Raw genomic sequence first — 20960 nt, forward strand, 5'->3', positions numbered from 1 at the left:
CCCTCATGGTGCACCCCGGCCGGCCCGGGCACGCAGCGGGGCGCGCGGGGCGTCCAGCACGCGCTCCACCGCGGCCAGCACCTCGCCGGGCAGGACGCGCGCCAGCAGCGGGTCGAGGGCGGCGCCGTAGACGTCGCCCTGGGCCCACGGGTCCGCCGGGTCCCCGTGCCAGAGCACGGCGTGCTGCGGGCGGGGCGGCGGCGACCAGCGGGCGGGCGGGGCGGGGCCGAAGAGCACGACCGAGGCCACGGCGTACGCGCTGGCGAGGTGCGCGACGCCGGTGTCCCCCGAGACGACGAGCTCGGCGGCCGCGACCAGGGCGGCGAGCTCGTCGAGCGAGGTCCGGCCGGCGAGCACGGCGTCGTCGGGGAGGCCGGCGGCCGCCGCGACCGCGAGCGCGTCGGGACGCTCGGCGGCGCTGCCGGTGAGCACGACCCGGTGGTCGGCGGCCAGGGCGGAGGCGACGGCCGCCCAGCGCTCGACTGGCCAGCGGCGGCTGCCGTAGCCCGCGCCGACGTGGAGGACCGCAGCCCCTGCGACGGGAGGCGCGACGGAGGGCACGGCCAGCGCGACGTCGTCGGGGTCCGGCCCGGGGTGGGCCGGACCGAGCCCGGCGCGGACGAGCCGGCACCAGCGCTCCCGCTCGTGCTCGTGCTCCACCCACGCGGGTCCGTCGGGGTGGTCGGGCGGGCAGGCGAAGGCGACCAGCCGCCCCGGCCCGGCGGCGGCGAGCAGGGCGTGCGACTGGGGGCCGCGGCCGTGCAGGTTGACGGCGACCGGCGCACCCGCGAGCTCCACGGGCAGGGGGTCGTCCAGGCCGCGCACGTCGACCACGTGGTCGACGGCGCCGGTCAGCGCCGCCACCGGAGCGAGCGCGCGCGGCGCCGCGAGGACCAGGGGTTCGGGCAGCGCCGCGCGCAGGGCCTTGAGGGCCGGGACGGCGACCAGCAGGTCGCCGAGGGCGAGCGCCCGGAGGACGAGGACCCCCGGGCGCTGCGCGGGTCCCGCTAGGGCCACGAGGGCTCGACGCTGGCGGCCACCATGAGCTCGCGCACCTCGCACCCCTCGGGCTGCTGGAGGGCGAAGAGCACCGCCTGCGCGACGTCGTCGGGGCGGTTGAGCTTCGCGTCGGGGCCCGGCTTGTACTGCGGGTCGCGGTCGTCGAAGAAGTGCGTCTGCATCCCGCCGGGGACGAGCAGCGTGACGCCGAGCCGCCCCTGCGTCTCGACGTTGAGCGCGCGGGTGAAGCCCACGACGCCGAACTTCGAGGCGCAGTACGCCGTGGCGTCGGACAGCGCCCGCCAGCCCAGCGTCGACGCGACGGTGACGACCTTGCCGCGCACGGCGAGCAGCTCGGGCAGCGCCGCCCGGACGACCGAGACGGTGCCGAGCAGGTTGACCATGACGACGCGGTCCCACTCCTCGGCAGGGACGTCCTCGAGCTTGCCGCAGCGGTCCATGCCCGCGGCGGTCACGACGGCGTCGAGGCCGCCGGCCTGCTCGACGAGGCGGCGCGTCGCCTGCTCGGCCGCGCGGGGGTCGGCGAGGTCGACGAGCTCGTGGGCCACGCCGTCCGCGGGCGCGACCCGGTCGAGGACGTACGGCGTGCCGCCGGCCTTCTCGACCGCCTGGACCACGGCGGCGCCGAGGCCCGAGGAACCACCGGTGACGAGGACCTTGCCGACGTCGGTCATGCGCTCTCCTGCTTCGTCGAGTGGTGCGTGGTGGGTCGGGTGGCGCCCGCGAGGGCGTCGAGGTCGATGGTGCCGGTGCGCCGCGCGGTCGCGACGAGCGAGGTCGTCGAGCGGCCGTCGAGGTAGGGCAGCACGACCGCCGCCCCGCCCCAGCCCTGCACGAGGCGGGCCTCCGGCAGGTCGGCGCCGGCGTAGTCGCCGCCCTTGGCCCAGACGTCGGGCCGCAGCTCGGCGAGCACGGCCTCGGGGGTGTCCTCGCCGAAGACGACGACCGCGTCGACGCAGCCCAGGGCGCCGAGCACGCGGGCCCGGTCGTCCTCGGTCTGCAGCGGGCGCTCCGGGCCCTTGAGCCGGCGCACCGAGTCGTCGCTGTTGAGGCAGACGACGAGGCAGTCGCCCAGCGCGCGGGCCGCCTCGAGGGTGGCGACGTGGCCGGCGTGGAGCAGGTCGAAGCAGCCGCCCGTGGCGACGACCGTGCCGCCGGCCGCGCGGACCCGCGCGATGACGTCCGCGGCGGAGCCGCTGGTGGGCTCCGCGACGGAGCCGCCGGCAGGCGGCGCGGCGGCGGGGGCCGGGGCGTCGACGCGGACGGAGGCCGCCCCGCCGGCGGCGACGAAGGCGGACGCGGCGGCGACCGCGCCCTGCACCGCCTCGGTCGGGAGCGCGCCGTCGGCGAGCAGCCCCGCCGCGGCGGAGGCGAAGCGGTCGCCCGCTCCGCACGGGTCGACGCACGCCACCGGCGGCGCGGGCACGACGAGGGGGGCGCCGTCGCCGTACGACACCAGCGCGCCGCGCGCGCCGAGCGTGACGGACACCGCGGTCGCGCCCCAGCGGCGCACCAGCTCCTGGGCCTGCGCGGCGGCGGGGCCGACGCCCTTCCCCGGCACCCCGGACGCCCCGGCGGCCTCCGCCGCGTTGGGGGTCACGAGGCGCACGCCGGCGACGGGGGCGCTGCCGCGCGGGTGCGGGTCCCAGACCACGGGGACACGGACAGCCGTCGCAGCGAGCAGCGCGCGGAGGGGCTCGGAGGCGGTCGCGCCGCGGCCGTAGTCCGCCACGAGCACGGCGCCGGCGCCCTGCAGGACCTGCTCGGCCTCGGGCGTCACGGCGGTGACGCTGCCGGGCGCGCCGCCGGTGTCGATGCGGACGAGCGACTGGCCGGCGGAGCGGACCCGGGTCTTCACGGCGGTGGTGCCGGTCCAGGGCAGCCCGACGACGCGGACGGTGCCGGCGAGCAGGGCGCGCAGGCGCTGCGCGCCCTCGTCGTCGCCGAGCGGCGTGACGAGCACGACCTCGCGGCCGTCGCGCGCCGCCAGCAGGGCGGCCAGCGCGGCGCCGCCGGGCCGCGGCACCTCCTCGACCACGTCGAGCACGGGCACGGGCGCGTCGGGCGCGACGCGCTCGACCGCGCCGAGCAGGTCGACGTCGAGCAGGGCGTCGCCGACGACGACGAGCGGACCGGTGCCGCTCATCGCACCGCCTCGCGCGTCGTCAGGTCGATGGTCGGCCCGTCGTCGAGCTCGTCGAGGTCGTCCGCCGCGACCTCGGCGGGGGGCACCGCGGCGCTGGGCGCGACGAGCGAGGCGTAGACCGACTCGGTGTCGAGGGCGACGCGGTCCCAGGCGTAGCGGGCGCGCGCCCGGTCGACCCCGGCGAAGCCGAAGGCCTCCCGGCGCACCGGGTCGGCGAGCAGGCGGCGCAGCGTCTCGGCGAGCGCCTCGGGGTTGCGCGGCGGCACCAGCAGCCCGGTGGTGCCGTCGACCACGGTGTCCACGAGGCCCCCCACCGCCGACGCGACGACGGGCAGCCCGCAGGCCATGGCCTCGAGCGGCACGATGCCGAAGGGCTCGTACCACGGCACGGTCACGAGCGCGTCGACGGAGCGCATGAGCGCCGGCATCCGGTCGCGGGTGACCTGGCCGAGGAAGACGACCCGGTCCAGCACCCCGGCGCGCGCGGCGACCTCGCGCAGCCGCACCGCCTCGGGGTCGATGTCCATCTCGGCGGCCGGCGGGCCGCCGGCGACGACGAGCTCGGTGTCGCGCAGCCGCGCCATCGCGCGGATGACGTCGTCGACCCCCTTGCGGGCGACGAGCCGGCCGACGACGAGCAGGCGGTGCCGCCGACCGGTCGTCGGCAGCTCGAGCCGCGGGCCCGTCGGGGTGAAGTGCTCGACGTCGACGCCGCACGGCACGACCGAGATGCTCGTGCGCCGCGCGCCCATGCGGACGAGCTCGGCGACCTCGTCGCTGCAGGTGGCGACGATCCGGTCGGCGTCGTGGGCGACCGCCCGCTCGATGCGCAGCCGCTGCGGCGGGCTGGTGTCCGAGGTGCCCTGGTGACGGCGCTTGACCGTGCCGAGGGCGTGGAACGTCTGCACGACGGGCACGCCCGTGCCGCGCGTCGCGAGCAGGGCGGCGAGCCCGCTCATCCAGAAGTGCGCGTGCACGACGTCCGGGCGCTCGTCCACGATCCGGTCGGCGACGCCGCGCCCGAGGTCGGGGATGTGCGGCAGCAGCTCGTCCTTCGGCACCTCGGCCGGCGGCCCGGCCAGCACGTGCTCGACGGCGTAGCCGTCCGCGGTCTCCACGCGGTCGGGAAGCGCGGTGGTGTCGCGCCGGGTGTAGACGGTGACGTCGTGACCCCGGCGCGCCAGCCCCGCCGCGAGCGCGGCGACGTGGACGTTCTGCCCTCCGGCGTCGACGCCCCCGACGACCGCCAGCGGGCTCGCGTGCTCGGAGATCATCGCGATCCTCATCGGCCCGGTCATGTGCGCACCACCTCTCTCAGCAGGGCGTCCCAGTCGCGCAGGAAGCGGGCGAGCCCGTAGCGCTCGAGCGCGTACGCCCGGGCGGACTTCCCGGCCAGCCGGGCCGCGTCGTGGTCGTGGAGGTACTGGCGCAGGGCCTCGGACAGGACGTCCACCCGCGTGCTGAGGCACCCCGCGTCGCGAGGCACCGCCTCCACGGACTCCGTCGTCGCCAGGACGACGACGGGCATCGCCATGTGCATGGCCTCGATCAGCGACAGGCCGAGCGAGGTCCAGCGCAGCGGGTGCAGGTAGACCCGCCGCCTGGCCATCTCCCGGTGCATCTCGTGCTGCGGCGGGTCCTCGTGGAGGGCCACCCGCTCCGGGTCCAGGCCGTACGCCTCGTGCAGCCCGGCGAGCCGCATGCCGAAGACGTCCAGCGGCGCGGCGTCCTGGAAGCGGCGCAGCAGGTCGCTGCCCGTCACCCGGCCCCGGCGCACCGGCTCGTTGACGGCGACGCCCGCGCGCGGGAGCTCGCCGGTGTAGAGCTCGCCCGGGTCGACCACGCCGTGCTCGACGACCACGGTCGGCGCGGAGCCGTTGTCGTAGAAGAGCTCGTTGAAGTGCGTGACGTGGGCGATCGGGATGGCGGTCTGGTCGGCGAGCGGGTGGCGCGTCATCGGCACGTCGCCCCTGGGCGTGTTGTGCTCGACGAAGACCGCGGGCAGGTCGCGCCCCGGCTCGCGCCCGAGCCACTCCCGGCACAGCTCGATGTCGCGGGTCCGCTGGAGGACGACGACGTCGACCTCCTCGTCGCGCAGCCGGTCGAACGGCACCTCGCGGGCGCTCGCCGGCCAGTCCCAGGTCCGCGCCCGGCCGCCGCCGTCGCCGCTGCGGTCCGGGACCAGCGGCAACAGGTAGTCGTGCCCGCCCTGGACGAACGACGTCGTCCACGACCCGTGCACGTGCCAGACGAGGACCCTCACGACACCCCCTCCCGCTGGCGCAGCCCGACCGGGCTGCCCCCGAGCTTCTCCACGGCCGCGACGACGTCGGCGCCGGACACGCCCGCGAGGCACGGGTGCCCGGGCACCGGGCACACCCGTGCGCGGGACCCGCGGCACGGGGCGTCCTGGTCGCCGAGCAGGACCGTCTCCACGGCGTACGGCGCCCAGCGCTGCGCCGGCACCGTCGGTGCGAACAGGCTCACGACCGGGGTCCCGACGGCCGCCGCGAGGTGCGCCGGGCCGGTGTTGCCGACGACCACGGCCGCGGCGCCCGCGAGCAGCCGTGCCGTCTGGCCGAGCGAGGTGGCCCCGCCGAGGTCGGTGCCGCGGGTGCCCGCGACCGTGCGGGTGAGCTCCCGCTCCCCTGCCGTGCCGGTGACGAGCACGCGCCAGCCGGCGTCCGCGAGCAGCTCGACCGCCTCCGCGCACCGCTGCGGGGTCCAGGCGCGCGCGGGCACCGAGGCGCCCGGGTGGAGGACGACGTACGGGTCGGCCGTGAGCGCCGCGACCTCCGCCGGCAGCTCCGGCAGGGGGTGGCGCAGCGCGAGGCGGCCGTCGTCGCCCGCGGGCAGCGCGAAGCCCGCGGCCGCGGCGAGCGCGAGGTGGCGCTCGGGCTCCGGGACGTCGACGGCCTCGTCGACCTGGTGGCGCACGTCGAGCAGCGAGCCCGGGTAGTCGGTGCTGGTCGCGCTGACGTTCGCGACGCCCGCGAGGCGGAGCAGCAGAGCGGTCGGCAGCGCGCTCTGGTGGAACGAGGTGAAGACGACGGCCTCGTCGACCTCGAGCGCGGCGACGCGCGCGACGAGGTCGGCGACGTCGGCCGGGTCCACCGCGGGCGCGTCGCCCACGATCCACGGGCAGGTCCAGACGAGCACCTCGTCGACCCCGGGCAGCAGCCGGGCGGCCGCGGCGCCCTGCGGACCGGCGAGCAGCACCACGCTGCTCGCGCCGGCGGCGACCGCCCTGACCGCAGGCCCGGTGACGAGGACGTCGCCCGCGGAGTCGAGGCGGACGCAGAGGACGCGCGGAGCGCCCGCCGTCACGCGCAGCCGCCGAGCAGCAGGTCGACGGCGGCGAGCAGGTCCGGCGCGGTCTCGCGCGCGGCGCGGACCTCCTCGTCCCGGGTCACGGGCGTGGGGACGAGCACACCGCGGGCGCCGGCCGCGGCCGCCGCGCCCACGTCGCTGCCGATGTCCCCCACGACCGCCACCTCGCTCGCGTCGACCCCGAGCTCGGCCGCGGCTGCCAGCACCATGCCGGGGCGCGGCTTGCGGCAGGAGCAGCCGTCGGCCTCGCCGTGCGGGCAGACCTGGACGGTGTCGAACCCGCCGAGCAGCTCGGCGACCCGTGCGTTGACCGCGTCGGCCTGCGCGCGGGTCAGCAGCCCGCGCGCGATCCCGCTCTGGTTGGTCACGAGCCCGACCGGGACGCCGGCGGCGCGCAGCCGCCCGACGGCGCGCTCGGCGCCGGGGGCGAGGACGACGAGGTTGGGGTCGCCGTTGTAGGGAACGTCCACCACCAGGGTGCCGTCCCGGTCGAAGAGGACCGCCCGCGGGACCCGCTGAGACACCCCGGCGACCGGCGCGTCAGGAGCGGCCTGCACCACGAGCGACCCCTCTCCTGCGCCTGCATGCCCGGGCCGGATCCACGGAGCACATGATCGTGGACTACCTGCCGTGCTCCTCGGACAAACCCGTCCGCGGAGACTACTACTCACCGTGACCGGTCGCCCCACGAGCCGCTGGCGGTCGGGTGTAGGCGGCGCGCCAGCCGGTGAGAACCCCCCCATGACCGGTGTCGAGCCCACTGCCCTGTCCGAGGACGACCTGCTGCGCGAGCTGCACTCGCTGCACGCGACGCGCACCGAGACCCTGCGCCACGGCTCCGACGACGCGCTGCAGGCGCACACATCCCGCAGCGCCGCGCTCGAGCAGGAGTACCTCCGCCGCCACCCCGGGCGCGAGGTGGACCCCGAGCGCCTCCGCGAGGGCGCCCGGGCGCGGGGCTGACGCGTGCGGGTCGTCGTCACCGGGGCCAGCGGCAACGTCGGGACCGCGCTGCTGCGCGCGCTGGCGCGGGAGCGGCCCGAGTGGCGGGTGACCGGCATCGCCCGCCGCCCGCCCCACCCCGAGGCGGGGCCGCCGTACGACCGGGTGCGCTGGGTCTCGCTCGACCTCGCCTCGCCCGACGCCGTCTCCGGGCTGCGCTACGCGCTGGAGGGCGCCGACGCGGTGGTGCACCTGGCGTGGGCCATCCAGCCGAGCCACCAGCCCGCGGTGATGGCGGCCGTCAACCTCGACGGCACGCGGCACGTCGTCGAGGCCGTCCTCGCCGCCGGGGTGCCGCACCTCGTGCACGCCTCCTCGCTCGGCACGTACGCGCCGGTGCCCCGCGGCCGCACGCCGAAGCCGCGCGTCGACGAGTCGTGGCCGGCGACAGGCGTCCCCGCCTCGCTCTACAGCCGGCACAAGGCGGTGGCGGAGCGGCTCCTCGACGGCGTCGAGGGGCCCGTGGTCGCGCGCATCCGGCCGGGCCTCGTGCTGCAGCCGGTCGCCGGCTCCGAGATCGGGCGGTACTTCCTCGGCCCGCTCGCCGCGGGGATCCGGCTGGCGCGCGCGGGCCTGCCCGTCGTGCCGCTCCCCCGGGAGATGGTCGCCGACGCGGTGCACGCCGACGACGTCGCCGACGCGCTGGTGCGCATCCTCGACCAGCGCGCGGGCGGCGCCTTCAACCTCGCCGCCGAGGACCCGCTCTCGCCGCCGGTCATCGCCGAGGCGCTGCGCGCGCGGTGGGTGCCGGTGCCGTACACCGTGCTGCGCGGGGTCCTCAGCGCCTCCTGGTACGCCCGGGTGCAGCCGACCGACACGGGCTGGCTCGACCTCGCGCGGGCCGTGCCGCTGCTCGACACCGGTCGCGCGAGGAGCGAGCTCGGCTGGGCACCGCGGCACACCGCGCGGGAGGCCCTGCTCGCGCTGACCGCGGCCATGTCGGCGGGGCGCGGCGGCCGCTCCCCCGTCCTCGAGCCCCGCGCGGACCAGGGGACCAGCTAGTCCGGGTCCTCGTGCAGCAGGACGATCTCGCTGCGGCGGCGGACGGCGAGCGGCCACGCGTACCACAGCACGAGCAGCGCGAGCACCGCGCCGCCGAGCACGCACCACATGAACGCGCCGGCCCCGACGACGACGTCGAGGACGAGCACGAGCGCGCTCAGCACCGCGAGCGCCATCGCCCCGAGCCCGGCGACCATGAGCCGCTGGGCCGCGTCGACGAGCTGCTCCTTGGCGCGGCGACGGAAGACGACCCGGTGGAAGCTCGCCGGCGCGATGAGCAGGACCGCGGCGAGCGTGGTGAGCACGAGCGTCGAGGCGTACGCGTGCCGCTGGAACGCCGTCAGCTCCCCGAACCGCGCCTGGAACGGGATCGCGAGCAGCGCGGCGAAGAGGAACTGCACGCCCATCTGCGCGACCCGGAGCTCCTGCACGAGCTCGACGAGGTTGCGGTCGAGCTGCTCGGCGCGCGTCTCGTGCCGCGCCTCGGCGTCCCACTCGGCCTGTCGCCGGTCCTCGTCCCCGCCCATGGCGGGCCACTGTAGCCAGCGCACGCCGTTTGCCGGTGCGCTGCTCGGGGAGCCTCGGAGCATGACCGTGCCCCCCGACGAGCCACCCCAGGAGCGCGTGACCGGCCTCGAGCCCGGCGGCGGCGTGCCCCCGGGCGAGACCCCTCCAGCGGAGGGCAGCGAGAGCTGGGCCGGTGGCGCGGACTACAAGCAGCCCGAGCTCGGCCACGAGACGTTCTGGAACCGCTTCGGGGTCGTCACCGTGCTCAGCGGCGCGGTGCTGGTGGGCGTGCTCTTCCTCGTCTACGCCATCCTCCACGCCGTCAACGGGTAGTCGCCGCTCACTGCCGGACGGCGTACCTCAGCGCGTAGAACGCCACCGCTGCGGCGGCGGCGACGTTGAGCGAGTCGATCCCGCCCTCCATGGGGATCTGCACGCGGAGGTCGGCGGCGGCCAGCGCCCGGGCGGAGAGCCCGTCGCCCTCGGTGCCGAGCAGCAGCGCGTCGCGCTCGGCGGGGACCAGGTCGGGGAGGGCCACGGCGTCCGGCGCGGGGGTCAGGGCCAGCAGCCGGAAGCCCGCCCCCGTGACCTCGTCGAAGCACTCCGGCCAGGACGCGGCCCGCGCGTACGGCACGGAGAACACCGCGCCCATCGACACCTTCACCGAGCGGCGGTACAGCGGGTCGGCGCAGCGCGGCGTCAGCAGCACGCCGTCGACGCCGAGCGCCGCGGCGCTCCTGAAGACGGCCCCGAGGTTCGTGTGGTCCACCACGTCCTCGAGCACCGCCAGCCGCCGGGAGGACGCCAGCAGCTCGGCCGGCTCCGGCAGCGGGCGGCGCTCCATCGCGACCAGCGCGCCGCGGTGCACGACGTAGCCGGTGACCTGCTCGAGCACCTCCGGCGCCGCGACGTACGCCGGGGCGCCCGCCGCCGCGAGCGCGTCGGCGAGCCCGGGCAGCCAGCGCTCCTCGAGGAACGCGGCCCGCGGCCGGAACCCCGCGGCGACCGCGCGGAGGACGACCTTCTCCCCCTCCGCGAGGAACATCCCCTCCTCCGGCTCTCGACGGCGGCGCAGCGCCACGTCGGTGAGGCCCACGAAGTCGGCGAGGCGGGGGTCGGCGGGGTCGTCGACCCGGATCACGTCGATCGGCACGCGGAGGAGTGTCCCGCAGCACACTGGGAGCACGGGCACCCGGCTTCAGCCGGGCGCTGGTCCAGCCGAGGTGATGTCGTGCGCGGTCGTGCGGCGAGCAGTCGCCCCCTCCCGCCCCGTCGGTCGGGGGGAGCGGGGCCGCTCTCCCTCGCCGTCGTGCTGGTGCTCGCGCTCGCGCCCGTGCTGTACGCGCGCTCCGGCGGCCCCGCGGCCCGGCTGGTCGACGACCTCGCCCAGCTGCTGGCCGCGCTGACGGCGACGGTGTCCAGCGCGCGGCGCGGCCTGCACGGCGAGCCGCGGGCCAGGCGCGCCTGGCTGCTGCTCGCGCTGGGCACCGGGCTGTGGGCGGCGGGCGAGGCGTACTGGACGTGGGCGGAGGTCGCGCGGCCCGGGCTGCCGTTCCCGAGCTGGGCGGACGCCGGGTTCCTGCTCTTCCCGCCCGCGGCAGCGGCGGGCCTGCTGTCCTGGCCGACCGCGTCCCTGCGCGGCCCGGCCCGCTGGCGCAGCCTGCTCGACGGGCTCATGGTCGCCGGGTCGCTGTTCGTGCTCAGCTGGGCGACGACGCTCGGCGCGATCGTCGCCGGGGGCGGCCGGCCGTTCCCGCTCGCGGTCTCCCTCGCGTACCCCGTCTGGGACGTCGCGCTGCTCTCGGTGACCCTGGTCGTCGTCATGCGCACGCGCGAGCGCGCGCGCTCGGCGCTGGCGCTCGTCAGCGCCGGGCTGGCCGCGCTGGCCTTCGCCGACTCCGCGTTCTCCTACCTCGTCGCGCTGGACCGCTACGCCACGGGCTCCGTCGTCGACGCCGGGTGGGTGGGCGGCTTCCTCCTCCTGGCACTGGCTGCTGCCCGCGGCACCATCGGGCCCGAGGTGCCCGTGGCCGGAGCGCCCCGGGTCGTGCCGGGCTCGCGGGCGCTGTTCGCGTACGTGCCGGCGGTGCTCGCCGTCGTCGTCTGCGCCACCGGCGACGTCCGCGACCGCGTCGACCGCGTCGTCGACAGCGCGACGCTGCTCGTCATGGGGGTGCTGCTCGTCCGCCAGCTGCTCGTCGTGCTCGACAACCGCCGGCTGCTCGCCCGGCTGGTCACCGCGGAGCACGAGCTGCGCCACCGCGCCTTCCACGACGGGCTGACCGGGCTGGCGAACCGCGCCCTGCTCGGCGACCTGCTCCACGCCGCCTGCGACACCCACCGCGCCGAGGGCGTGCCGGTCGCCCTCGTCTACTGCGACCTGGACGGCTTCAAGGTCGTCAACGACGAGCTCGGCCACGACGCCGGCGACCAGGCCATCTGCGCCTCGGCCGAGCGGCTCCGCGCGGTGACGCGGGCGAGCGACACGGTCGCGCGGGTGGGCGGCGACGAGTTCGCCATCCTCCTGCAGGACGCGGCGTCCGCCGACCTCGTCGCCGAGCGCATCGTGGCGGCGTTCGCGCAGCCGGCGTCGGTCGCGGGCGCGGAGGTCCGCCTCGGGGCCAGCGTCGGCGTCGCCGTCGTCGGTCCGGACGACGCCCCCGTCACGCCGTCGGAGCTGCTGCACCGCGCGGACACCGCGATGTACGCCGCCAAGCGCGCGGGCAAGGGGCGGGCCGTGCGCTGGCCCGTCGCGCACGCGCTCCCGTAGCTGCCGCGCTGCGCCGGCCCGGGCGCAGCGGTTGGATGGCCGGGTGGAGCAGTGGGACCTCGTCGTCGCGGGCGCCGGGCCGGCGGGAGCCGCCGCCGCCCTCGCGGCGCTGCGCGCGCGTCCCGGCGCGGCCGTGCTCCTGCTCGACCGCGCGGACTTCCCCCGGGACAAGGTCTGCGGCGACGGCCTGGCCCCGCACGCGGTCGACGTGCTCGCCGGGCTCGGCGTCGACCCGACCGAGGGCTACCCGGAGGTCCGGGACCTCCGCGTCGACGTGGTCGGAGGCGCGGAGGCCCGGGGCCGGCTCCCCGCCCGGTCGTACGTCGTGCCCCGGCGCGTCCTCGACGCCCGGCTCGTCGAGGCCGCGCAGTCCGCGGGTGCCCGGCTCGTGCGGCACCGGGTGCGCTCCGTCCGCACGACCGGCGAGGGCGTCGTCGTCGACGACCGCTGGCGCGCACCGGTCGTCGTCGGCGCGGACGGCGCGTCGTCCGCCGTGGCCCGCGCCTGCGGCGTGGCGCCGTCGAGCCGGCTGGCGCTCGCCGTCCGGGGCTACGTGCCGGCGACCGGCGCCGCCCAGCGGCTCCGGCTGGTCCCCCGCCGCGCCGTCCCCGCGTACGCGTGGGAGTTCCCCGTCGGCGACGGCAGCGCCAACACGGGGTACGGCGAGGCCCTCCCGCCCGGCGGCCTGCGGCGGGCGCAGCTCGCGGACCGGCTCGCCGAGCTGCTCCCCGACGCCGTGCCGGGCGAGCTCACCGGCCACCTGCTCCCGCTCTCGTCGGGCCGCGCCCGGCTCGGTCCCGGCCCGGTCCTGCTGGCCGGCGACGCGGCGGGGCTCGTCAACCCGCTGAGCGGCGAGGGGATCTACTACGCGGTGGAGAGCGGGCGGCTCGCCGGCGAGGTCGCGGTCAGCGGGGTCGCGGACCCCGGCACCGCGTACGCCGCCCGGCTGCGCGCGCGGCTCGGGCCGCACCTGCGGGCCACGGCGCTCGCCGCCTCGCTGGCCGCCCGGCCCGGCGTGCTGCGGGCGGGGGTGCGCGCCGCCGCACGCGACGAGCGGGCCTTCGCCGACCTCGTGGAGCTGGCGCTCGGCCGCGGGCGGCTCACCCCGCGGCTCGTCGGCGGGCTGCTGCTGCCCTAGCCGTCCGCGTCCTCGCCGAGCGACTCGCGGGCGTGCTGCACCGCGTCGTACGACTCGTCCACGCCGATCTCGGGGTCGGGCGTGCGGAACGGCGTGTCGCGCTGCTCGCCCTCCACGCCGAAGCCGGGGGCGGTCTCGGGCGCACCGGCGCCGGGGTCGGCGGCGGCGACCTCCTCGTCGCGGTCGGGGTGGGGCACGAACGGCTCGATCGTCGACATGCCCGTCGCGTACCCCGTCAGCGCAGCAGCGAGACCAGCGCGCAGAGCCCGATGACGACGACGAGCCCGCGCAGCCAGGGCGCGGGCAGCTGCCGGCCGTACCTCCCGGCGACGACGCCGCCCAGTGTCGAGCCGACCGCGAGCAGGAGCGCGGCGACCCAGTCGACGTGCGCGACACAGGCGAAGACCACCGCCGCGGTGCCGTTGACGAGCGCGGCGAGGACGTTCTTCGCCGCGTTGATGCGCTGCAGCGACTCGTCGAGCAGGGCGCCCATCATCCCGATGAGCAGCACCCCCTGGGCGGCGCCGAAGTAGCCGCCGTAGACCCCCGAGCCGAGCACCCCGACCCACAGCAGCGGGCCGCCGGTCCGCGGCTCGTCGCGCTGACGGGCGGCCGCGCGCGCGGCGATGCGCGGCTGGAGCACGACCAGCACGCACGCGAGCGCGACGAGGACCGGCACGACCGCCTTGAACGCCGCCGGCGGCAGCACGAGGAGCAGCACCGCGCCGACCAGGCCGCCGAGCGCGGACAGCGACCCGAGCAGGAGCAGCCGCGAGCGCTGGCCGGAGAGCTCCCGGCGGTAGCCCACGGCGCCGCTCACCGACCCCGGCACCAGCCCGAGGGTGTTCGAGACGTTGGCCGTCACGGGCGGGAGGCCGACCGCGAGCAGCACCGGGAAGGTCACGAGCGTGCCCGACCCGACGAGGGTGTTGATGCCGCCGGCGGCGACCCCGGCGGCCGCCACGGCGAGGGCCTGCAGCGGGCTCACGCGTCGGAGGCCCGGGCGAGGGTGGCGCTGGCGCGGCGCCCGCTGCGCAGCGGCGGCGGCGGCAGCACGTCGGGCAGGAACGCGTAGCGCGCCCGCCACTCCCGGGCGACGGTCGAGCCCGCGTCCGCCTCCTGCGAGACCCGTGCCCACCAGTCGGCGAGGTCCCCCCAGCCGGGTGCGGCGAGCGAGCCGCCCACCTCCTGCACCGAGAGGGCCGCGCAGAGGTTGGCGAAGGCGAGCCGCTGCGCCAGCGGCCACCCCTCGAGCGTCCCGAGCACGAGGGCGGCGCCGAAGACGTCACCCGCGCCCGTCGGGTCGTACGCGTCGACGGGCAGCGACGGCGCCCACTCCTCCTCGCCGGTCGTCGCGTCGACCGCGATCGAGCCCTGCCCGCCGCAGGTGACGACGGCGAGCGGGACGCGGTCGGCGAGCCGGGCGAGCGCGGCCCGGGGGTCCTCGGTGCGGGTGTACGCCATCGCCTCCACGCTGTTGGGCAGGAAGGCGTGGCAGCCCGCGAGGCGGTCGAGGGTGCTCGTCGGCCACTCCTGGGCCGGGTCCCACCCGAGGTCGGCGAAGAGCAGGCCGCCGCGGGCGCGGGCCGCCGCGAGCAGGTCGTCCTCGTCGGAGGCCAGGTGGACGAAGCCCGCCCGCGCCGGCGGGGTGTGCTCGAGCAGCTCGCGGGCGGCGACCGGGCTGCGGTGCTCGTGGGTCACCATGCTGCGGTCGCGGGAGACGGCGAGCGAGACGGTGACCGGCGAGTGCCAGCCGGGGACCCGGCGGCTCCCCCGCAGGTCGACGCCCTCCTGGTCGGTCAGCGTCGACCAGCAGAAGTCGCCGTAGACGTCGTCGCCGAAGGTCGAGGCGAGCGTCGTGCGCAGCCCGAGCCGCGCCGCCGCCACGGCGAGGTTGGCGACGCCGCCCGGGCAGGAGCCCATCCCCTGCGCCCAGACCTCGGCGCCCGGGGCCGGCATCGCGGGCAGCCCGGTGAGGACGATGTCGAGGTACACCGTCCCGTGCAGCCAGAGGTCGTGCTCCACGGCGTCCCCGGACTCCACGTCCCACCTGCTCCCCTGCTCGGCGCTGCGGCTAGCGTTCCCCTCGTGCGGCTCGCCGTGGTCGGTGGCGGGGGCTTCCGGGTCCCCCTTGTCTACCGTGCGCTCCTCGCGGGCCGCGCGGGGGCTCCGCGCGTCTCCGAACTGCGGCTCACCGACACCGACCCCGCCCGGCTCGACGTCGTCGCGCGGGTGCTCGCCGGGATGGGCGCCGGACGCGCCGACGCGCCGCGCGTCGTCGCCGCGCCCTCGCTGGCCGCGGCCCTGCAGGGGGCGGACGCGGTCTTCGCCGCCGTGCGCGCGGGAGGCGCCGCCGGGCGGGTGCGCGACGAGCGGACCGCGCTCGGGCTCGGGCTGCTGGGGCAGGAGACCGTCGGTGCCGGCGGGCTGTCGTACGCCCTGCGCAGCGTCCCGGCCGCGCTCGAGCTGGCGCACGCCGTGGCCGAGCACGCTCCGCGCGCCTGGGTCGTCGACTTCACCAACCCCGCGGGCATCGTCACCGAGGCGATGCAGCAGGTCCTCGGCGAGCGGGTCATCGGGATCTGCGACTCCCCCGTCGCGCTCGCGCGGCGCGCCGCCAGGGCGCTCGGCCTGGACCCCTCCGCGGTGCAGCCGGACTACGTCGGGCTCAACCACGCGGGCTGGTTGCGGGCGCTCGTCGCCGACGGCGTCGACCACCTGCCGCGGCTGCTCGCCGACGACGCCGCGCTCGCGACCTTCGAGGAGGGTCGGCTGTTCGGCGGGGAGCTGCTGCGCGCGCTCGGCGCCCTGCCGAACGAGTACCTCTGGTACCACTACCGCCGGGCGGCCGCCCTGGGCTCCGTCGACGCGCAGGAGCGCACCCGCGGCGAGGTGGTCCGCGCCCAGCAGGAGGAGTTCTACGCCGCGGCCGCCGGCGCCGCTCCCGAGCAGGCGCTGGGGGCGTGGCTGCGGGCACTGGGGGCGCGGGAGGAGACGTACTTCGCCGAGGGCCGCTCCGGGGCCGCCCGCGACGCGGCGGACGTGGCCGACGAGGGCTACGAGGGCGTCGCGCTGGACCTGCTCGGTGCGCTGTCCGGCGCCGGGGCGCGGCGGCTGGTGCTCGACGTGCGCAACGGGACGACGCTGCCGGCGCTGCCCGCCGACGGGGTCGTCGAGGTGGTCTGCGAGGTGGACGAGCACGGCGCGCGCCCGCTGCCCGCCGCGCCGCTCACGCTGCACCAGACGGGGCTGCTCGCGGCGCTCAAGGCGAGCGAGCGCGCCGTCCTCGCCGCCGCCACGACGCCTCCGGGCAGCGCCCAGGACGCGGAGCTGCTGCGGGCGTTCACGTACGCGCCGCTCATCGCCGACGTCGACCGGGCGCGGGACCTGCTGCGCGGGTACGGGCTGGGCGGGGACGGGCCGGTCTAGCGGGCGGGACGCACCCGCACCGGCTGGGCGAGGCGCTGCGCGACGGTCTGCCGCGCGGTGGCGCGGGCGCGCTCGCGCGCCTCGCGGAAGTACGTGTCGGCGTCGATCTCGCCGCTGACCCAGCGCTGGCCCTGCACGTCGGTGACCGCCTCGCGCCGCACCATGCGCGCCTCCTGCCGCCGGGGGCGGCCGCTGCTGCGGCCCGCCCGTCCTGGTCCCACGCTACATCCCTTCCCCTCGCACGAGGGCCTCAGCCAGGCCGGCCGCCAGCAGGCCCGCGAGCACGCGCACCACCTCGACGTCGGTCGCCGTGAGGTCCCCCACCGCGGGCGCGTCGACGGTGAGCAGCCCGAGCGGCGTCGCCCCGGCCTGCACCGAGGCGGCGATGACCGTGCGGTAGCCGCTGCGCGGGCTCGGGGTCACCAGCGGGTTCGCGTCCACGTCGTCGACCAGCACGATGTCGCCGGTGTGGACGAGGTCGAGGACGTAGTCGCCGTCGGCCGTGCCGCTCTGGAACGACGCGCGCGGCGGCGCGGGCCGCCCCGCCCAGGTCTCGCGCTGCAGCACCTCGAGCTGGTCGTCGAGCCGGTAGAACGCGCTGCGCGCCGCGGCGGTCGTCACGCGGACCGCGGCGTCCACCGCCGCCTGCGCGAGCCGGCCGGTGACGAGGCTGCGGTCCTCGGCCGTGGGCGCGACCGCGAGCTCGCCGAGGTACGCCGTGAGCGGGGCCAGCGCGCCGTTGAGCGTGAGCGCGAACGCGACCTGCGCGTCCTCGGCGACCCGCTGGGCGGTCTCGACGCGCGCCGCGTCCCTGCGCTTCTGCAGCGCGGTCGCGAGGACCCCGGTCACCGCGCAGAGCACGCCGGCGGCGAGCAGCCAGGCCCGCTCGGCGCCGGACGCCCGCCCGGCGAACGCGCCGCAGAGGACGCCGCCGCCCGCGGCCGCCGCGGTGACGGCGATGAGCGCGACGGTGAGCGCCCGCTCCCGCTCCGGGCTCGCCGCCGCCGCCACCTCGTCCACGTCCCGGACAGTAGCGGCCGGCACCGACAGCCCCGGACCGCACGCGCCCGTCCGCTCAAGGAGGGCGGCCCGGTGGCCGACATCCGGGGTGTGCGGGGGCGTTCGAGGCGGTGGCTGGTCCCCGTGGTGGCCGTGGCGGTGCTGCTCGGCGCACCCGCGGCCGCCCTCGCGGCCTTCACGGCCACCGGCACCTCGTCGTCCACCCTGACGGCCGCGAGCCACTTCAACACCTACCGCGAAGCGGTCGCGGCGAACTCCGCGTCCTCGTCCTACCGGCTGGACGAGAGCCGGTCCTCGAGCGCCCAGTCGGCGATGACCGACAGCGGGACGGCCGCGGCGAACGGCGTCGTCGAGCCGCCCACCAACGGCGCCCTCGGCATCTGGTCGTTCGACAGCCTGAACGCCGGGCAGAGCACGGCCAGCACGGCGTACGACGACTCGGGGGCCGCGAACTCCCTCGTGCTCGGCGGCGGGGCCCGCATCGACAGCACCGGGCACGCCGGCTCGGCCCTGGCCACCACCGCCGACGGGGCCGTCACCTCGTCGAGCGTCCCCTTCCACACCAACGCGAGCTTCACGGCGTCGACGTGGGTGTGGCTGACGGACGCGGAGTCGTCCTGGCGCACGGCCCTGGCGGCCCGGGGGGCCGCGGGCAGCGCGTTCTTCCTGCAGTACAACTCCCAGGTCGGCAAGTGGTCCTTCGTCGCGACGCGCAGCGACGCCAACGCTCCCGTCGCGGACTCGGCGATCGGCACCTCGACGCCGCAGACGAGGACGTGGACGCTGCTCACCGGTGTCTTCGACGCCACCGCCGGGACGATCTCGCTCTACGTCAACGGGACCCTCGAGAGCACGGTCGCCCACACCACGACGTGGGACGCGCAGACCGCGGTCTACGCCGGGCAGAACTGGTACGGCTCCCAGGCGGTCGACCAGTGGCGCGGCCGCATCGACGACGCCACGGTCTGGCAGCGCGCCCTGTCGGGCAGCGAGGTGTCGACGCTCGCCGGCGGCGGGTCGGTCAGCTCGACCGGCCTGGCGCTGAGCTGGTCGATGGCCGAGGGCACCGGCACCACGACGGCGGACGGCTCGGGGAGCGGCGTGACCGGCACGCTCACCGGCGGGGCGACCTGGCTGAGCGGGCGGGTGGGAGGCACGTACGCCGTCGCGATGGGCGGCGGGCACGCGGACGCCACGCGCAGCGACCTCGACATCACCAAGCCGTTCACCGTCGCGGCCTGGGTGTTCCTCAAGGGGACGAGCACGCACTTCCAGACCGCGGTCAGCGTGCCTGACGGGCCGGCGTGGGACGGGGCCTGGCTGCAGGCGGACAGCAGCGGCAAGTGGCGGTTCGCGATGAGCAACCTCGCGGCGTACAACGCCAGCGGGACCAGCGACAACGCCATCAGCAGCGCCAGCGCCGCGACCAACACCTGGGTCTACCTCACCGGGGTCTACACCGGCACCCAGCTCCTGCTCTACGTCAACGGCACCCAGGACGGCTCCATCGCCCACACGCAGACCCAGGCGTCGACGGGACCACTGCGCCTGGGCCAGGCCATCAGCGACGCCTCGACCTCGGACCAGTGGACCGGCTCCGTCGACGACGTCCGCGTCTGGCAGCGCGCCTTCACCGCCAGCGACGTCACCGCGGTGACCACCGCCGTCGGCCAGCCGCCCGCGACCGAGTACCCCCTCGACGGCGGCAGCGGCACCACGGTCGCGGACGCCTCCGCGCACGGGAACCTGGGGACCGTCACCGGGGCGGTCACCTGGTCGTCGGGCTCGGCCACGACCTCGATGGGCGCGCACCTGGAGTTCCCCGGCTCGACGTCGGCGTACGTCTCGGGCGCGAAGCAAGCGGTGCGGACCGACCAGACCTTCACGGTCGGGGCGTGGGTGCGCCCGACGGCCACCGGCGCGTACCGGACGGCGGTCGCGGAGTACGGGTCGACCGCCCCGGCCTTCAACCTGCAGGCGACGAGCTCCGGCAACTGGAGCTTCACGATGCTCAGCCAGGACACCGCGGCGCCCAGCGCGTACGCGTCCTTCGGGGGCGCCCCCGTGGTGGGCCAGTGGACCTACCTCACCGGCGTCTACGACGCGACGGCCGGCACCGCGACGCTCTGGATCAACGGCGTCGCGCAGTCCCCCGCGACCGTGAGCGCGCGCTTCAACGGCGCGAACCTCCGGGTCGGCGGCAGCCTCTACGCCGGCGCCTCCGTCGACGGGTGGTCGGGCGGGATCGACGACGTGCGCCTGTGGCAGCGGGCGCTCTCGAGCGCCGAGATCACCGCCCTCGCCGAGGGGCGGGGGCAGACGATGGCCACGGAGTACCGCCTGGACGAGGGCTCGGGGACCGCGCTGACCGACACGTCCACGGCCGCGACCAGCAACGCCGGCACGGTCACGGGGTCCGCGACGTGGGCGACCGGCTCGGCGACCACGCCGTACGGCGCGCACCTGGAGTTCAGCAACGACGTCACCTCCTACGCCGGCAGCGCCTCGCCGGGGATCGACACGAGCCAGAGCTACACGGCCAGCGCGTGGGTGCGCCTCAACGCCGTCGACGGCACGTACCGCACGGCCGTCTCCGAGGTGAGCACGACCGTCGCGGCGTTCTTCCTCCAGTACGACGCGGTCAACGGGGACTGGAACTTCACCGTCACCGGCTCCAACGCGTCGAGCCCTGCTCGCTACATGGCCCACGGCGGCGTCCCTGCCGCCGGGGTGTGGACGCTGCTGACGGGCGTCTTCGACTCCTCCGCCGGGACCGCGACGCTGTACGTCAACGGCGGGCAGGTCTCCAGCGTCAGCGGGGTCTCGAGCTGGGCGGCGCCGAGCCTGCGCATCGGGCGGGCGAGGTACGGCGGCGCGGCGACCGACCCGTGGAACGGCGGCGTCGACGACGTCCGCCTCTGGCAGCAGGCGCTGAGCGCCAGCCAGGTCTCGGCGCTCGCGGGCGTCCCCCGCCCGGACGTGCGCGCGGTAGCTGGACTCCCCGGCGCCCTGCAGGGCGCCCAGCAGGGGCTCCAGTCGACGACGGCGCTGGGCTTCCCCGGCAGCGGCTCCACCGCGCACACGGCCGGCGCGGTCACGGCGCCGACGACGTTCAGCCTCGACGGCTGGTTCCGCTCGACGGGCACCGCGGGAGGGACGATCGTGGCGTTCGGCAGCAGCCCCAACGGTCCAGCGACGACGACCGACCGCGCGCTGTACCTCACCGCGAGCGGGGGCGTGCGGTTCCAGGCCAGCGCCAGCAGCGGGGTCGCGTCGACCCGGACAGGGCTCGCGGACGGCGCGTGGCACCACGTGCTCGTCTCGGTCTCGGCGTCCGCCGGCACGTCGCTCTACGTCGACGGCAAGCTCGACGGCACCGACGCCACGGTCAAGCCCTCGACGAGCTACGCCGGCTACTGGCGGCTGGGCAGCGGGAACCTCGCTGGCCTCCCCTCCCGCCCGCCGAGCGACGGGCTCACCGGCACGCTCGACGAGATCGCGGTCTACCCGACGGCGCTCTCGGCGCAGGACGCCGCACTGCACTACCACTCGAACCACTGACCCCGGGTCCCCCAGGTCCGTCAGCTGCTGGTCTG

21 protein-coding genes are annotated in these 20960 nt (G+C 77.3%); 7 read left to right on the top strand and 14 right to left on the bottom strand.

The features are described 5' to 3' along the window. Positions 1 to 3: 3 nt before the first annotated feature. From EV189_RS15435 to EV189_RS15465, 7 genes are read right to left on the bottom strand one after another with little or no spacing between them, the layout of a single operon-like run. Positions 4 to 1017, bottom strand: a complete 1014-nt coding sequence (locus tag EV189_RS15435; protein ID WP_130493889.1) for a glycosyltransferase family 9 protein — start codon at positions 1015 to 1017, stop codon at positions 4 to 6. Further along, the gene (locus tag EV189_RS15440) at positions 1008 to 1694 is read right to left on the bottom strand and encodes an SDR family oxidoreductase (RefSeq protein WP_130493890.1); all 687 of its coding nucleotides are present in this window, start codon (positions 1692 to 1694) and stop codon (positions 1008 to 1010) included. The genes EV189_RS15435 and EV189_RS15440 overlap by 10 nt, the downstream gene beginning before the upstream one ends. Next, positions 1691 to 3166, bottom strand: coding sequence for a D-glycero-beta-D-manno-heptose 1-phosphate adenylyltransferase (gene rfaE2, locus EV189_RS15445; protein WP_130493891.1), 1476 nt, complete (start codon positions 3164 to 3166; stop codon positions 1691 to 1693). Before rfaE2 ends, EV189_RS15440 begins: the two co-directional genes overlap by 4 nt. Beyond that, the gene (locus EV189_RS15450; protein WP_130494116.1) at positions 3163 to 4452 is read right to left on the bottom strand and encodes a glycosyltransferase; all 1290 of its coding nucleotides are present in this window, start codon (positions 4450 to 4452) and stop codon (positions 3163 to 3165) included. Before EV189_RS15450 ends, rfaE2 begins: the two co-directional genes overlap by 4 nt. An 8-nt stretch (positions 4453 to 4460) precedes the next feature. After that, the gene (locus EV189_RS15455) at positions 4461 to 5429 is read right to left on the bottom strand and encodes a glycosyltransferase (RefSeq protein ID WP_130493892.1); all 969 of its coding nucleotides are present in this window, start codon (positions 5427 to 5429) and stop codon (positions 4461 to 4463) included. Beyond that, on the bottom strand, positions 5426 to 6493 hold the full coding sequence (locus EV189_RS15460) for a glycosyltransferase family 9 protein (RefSeq protein ID WP_130493893.1): 1068 nt from the start codon (positions 6491 to 6493) through the stop codon (positions 5426 to 5428). The genes EV189_RS15455 and EV189_RS15460 overlap by 4 nt, the downstream gene beginning before the upstream one ends. Beyond that, positions 6490 to 7056, bottom strand: coding sequence for a D-glycero-alpha-D-manno-heptose-1,7-bisphosphate 7-phosphatase (locus EV189_RS15465; protein WP_231116452.1), 567 nt, complete (start codon positions 7054 to 7056; stop codon positions 6490 to 6492). Before EV189_RS15465 ends, EV189_RS15460 begins: the two co-directional genes overlap by 4 nt. A 181-nt stretch (positions 7057 to 7237) precedes the next feature. On the opposite strand from EV189_RS15465, the gene EV189_RS15470 reads away from it, so the two are divergent. Beyond that, entirely contained in the window at positions 7238 to 7459 is a 222-nt protein-coding gene (locus EV189_RS15470; protein ID WP_130493894.1) for a DUF6158 family protein, read from the top strand. A 3-nt stretch (positions 7460 to 7462) separates the two neighbouring features. Then, positions 7463 to 8500, top strand: coding sequence for an NAD-dependent epimerase/dehydratase family protein (locus tag EV189_RS15475; RefSeq protein ID WP_130493895.1), 1038 nt, complete (start codon positions 7463 to 7465; stop codon positions 8498 to 8500). On the opposite strand, the gene EV189_RS15480 is transcribed toward EV189_RS15475, so the two are convergent. Continuing rightward, entirely contained in the window at positions 8497 to 9027 is a 531-nt protein-coding gene (locus tag EV189_RS15480; protein ID WP_130493896.1) for a DUF6328 family protein, read from the bottom strand. The genes EV189_RS15475 and EV189_RS15480 overlap by 4 nt on opposite strands. A gap of 61 nt (positions 9028 to 9088) precedes the next feature. On the opposite strand from EV189_RS15480, the gene EV189_RS15485 reads away from it, so the two are divergent. After that, positions 9089 to 9340 carry a DUF6480 family protein gene (locus EV189_RS15485; RefSeq protein ID WP_130493897.1) on the top strand — a complete coding sequence of 84 codons (252 nt, stop codon included), beginning with the start codon at positions 9089 to 9091 and terminating at the stop codon, positions 9338 to 9340. A gap of 7 nt (positions 9341 to 9347) precedes the next feature. On the opposite strand, the gene EV189_RS15490 is transcribed toward EV189_RS15485, so the two are convergent. Then, the gene (locus tag EV189_RS15490; RefSeq protein ID WP_130494117.1) at positions 9348 to 10154 is read right to left on the bottom strand and encodes a TrmH family RNA methyltransferase; all 807 of its coding nucleotides are present in this window, start codon (positions 10152 to 10154) and stop codon (positions 9348 to 9350) included. 162 nt (positions 10155 to 10316) lie between these two features. Between EV189_RS15490 and EV189_RS15495 the strand changes: the two genes are divergently transcribed. Further along, positions 10317 to 11777, top strand: coding sequence for a GGDEF domain-containing protein (locus EV189_RS15495; protein ID WP_130493898.1), 1461 nt, complete (start codon positions 10317 to 10319; stop codon positions 11775 to 11777). A 43-nt stretch (positions 11778 to 11820) separates the two neighbouring features. Then, positions 11821 to 12915, top strand: a complete 1095-nt coding sequence (locus EV189_RS15500; protein WP_130493899.1) for a geranylgeranyl reductase family protein — start codon at positions 11821 to 11823, stop codon at positions 12913 to 12915. On the opposite strand, the gene EV189_RS15505 is transcribed toward EV189_RS15500, so the two are convergent. The 3 genes from EV189_RS15505 to EV189_RS15515 are packed head-to-tail and all read right to left on the bottom strand — an operon-like array spanning position 12912 to position 14958. After that, a complete protein-coding gene (locus EV189_RS15505) occupies positions 12912 to 13133 on the bottom strand; it encodes a hypothetical protein (RefSeq protein ID WP_130493900.1) in 222 nt (73 codons plus the stop codon). The two genes, EV189_RS15500 and EV189_RS15505, sit on opposite strands and share 4 nt — an antisense overlap. A 17-nt stretch (positions 13134 to 13150) precedes the next feature. Continuing rightward, complete coding sequence (locus EV189_RS15510) at positions 13151 to 13903, bottom strand: sulfite exporter TauE/SafE family protein (RefSeq protein ID WP_130493901.1); 753 nt, start codon at positions 13901 to 13903, stop codon at positions 13151 to 13153. After that, on the bottom strand, positions 13900 to 14958 hold the full coding sequence (locus EV189_RS15515) for a carbohydrate kinase family protein (protein ID WP_231116454.1): 1059 nt from the start codon (positions 14956 to 14958) through the stop codon (positions 13900 to 13902). Before EV189_RS15515 ends, EV189_RS15510 begins: the two co-directional genes overlap by 4 nt. A gap of 45 nt (positions 14959 to 15003) precedes the next feature. On the opposite strand from EV189_RS15515, the gene EV189_RS15520 reads away from it, so the two are divergent. Next, positions 15004 to 16344: a family 4 glycosyl hydrolase gene (locus EV189_RS15520; protein WP_130493902.1), complete on the top strand. Its 1341-nt coding sequence runs from the start codon at positions 15004 to 15006 to the stop codon at positions 16342 to 16344. Here the strand turns inward: EV189_RS15520 and EV189_RS20285 are convergent. Further along, positions 16341 to 16508 carry a hypothetical protein gene (locus EV189_RS20285; RefSeq protein WP_165400330.1) on the bottom strand — a complete coding sequence of 56 codons (168 nt, stop codon included), beginning with the start codon at positions 16506 to 16508 and terminating at the stop codon, positions 16341 to 16343. The genes EV189_RS15520 and EV189_RS20285 overlap by 4 nt on opposite strands. Before the next feature lie 58 nt (positions 16509 to 16566). After that, a complete protein-coding gene (locus tag EV189_RS15525) occupies positions 16567 to 17364 on the bottom strand; it encodes a GAF domain-containing protein (protein ID WP_130493903.1) in 798 nt (265 codons plus the stop codon). Between the two features lie 72 nt (positions 17365 to 17436). Here EV189_RS15525 and EV189_RS15530 point away from each other — a divergent pair, with 72 nt between their 5' ends. Then, the gene (locus tag EV189_RS15530) at positions 17437 to 20925 is read left to right on the top strand and encodes a LamG domain-containing protein (RefSeq protein WP_130493904.1); all 3489 of its coding nucleotides are present in this window, start codon (positions 17437 to 17439) and stop codon (positions 20923 to 20925) included. The last annotated feature ends 35 nt before the right edge of the window (positions 20926 to 20960 follow it).

Origin of the sequence: Motilibacter rhizosphaerae (genome assembly GCF_004216915.1) — a bacterium.
Taxonomy (GTDB): Bacteria; Actinomycetota; Actinomycetes; order Motilibacterales; family Motilibacteraceae; genus Motilibacter; species Motilibacter rhizosphaerae.

Excerpts from the sequence above, each read along its gene's own strand:
- rfaE2 (WP_130493891.1), bottom strand. The coding sequence starts at position 3,166 with ATGAGCGGCACCGGTCCGCTCGTCGTCGTCGGCGACGCCCTGCTCGAC.
- EV189_RS15505 (WP_130493900.1), bottom strand. The coding sequence starts at position 13,133 with ATGTCGACGATCGAGCCGTTCGTGCCCCACCCCGACCGCGACGAGGAG.
- EV189_RS15470 (WP_130493894.1), top strand. The coding sequence starts at position 7,238 with ATGACCGGTGTCGAGCCCACTGCCCTGTCCGAGGACGACCTGCTGCGC.
- EV189_RS20285 (WP_165400330.1), bottom strand. The coding sequence starts at position 16,508 with ATGGTGCGGCGCGAGGCGGTCACCGACGTGCAGGGCCAGCGCTGGGTC.
- EV189_RS15485 (WP_130493897.1), top strand. The coding sequence starts at position 9,089 with ATGACCGTGCCCCCCGACGAGCCACCCCAGGAGCGCGTGACCGGCCTC.
- EV189_RS15450 (WP_130494116.1), bottom strand. The coding sequence starts at position 4,452 with ATGAGGATCGCGATGATCTCCGAGCACGCGAGCCCGCTGGCGGTCGTC.
- EV189_RS15480 (WP_130493896.1), bottom strand. The coding sequence starts at position 9,027 with ATGGGCGGGGACGAGGACCGGCGACAGGCCGAGTGGGACGCCGAGGCG.
- EV189_RS15440 (WP_130493890.1), bottom strand. The coding sequence starts at position 1,694 with ATGACCGACGTCGGCAAGGTCCTCGTCACCGGTGGTTCCTCGGGCCTC.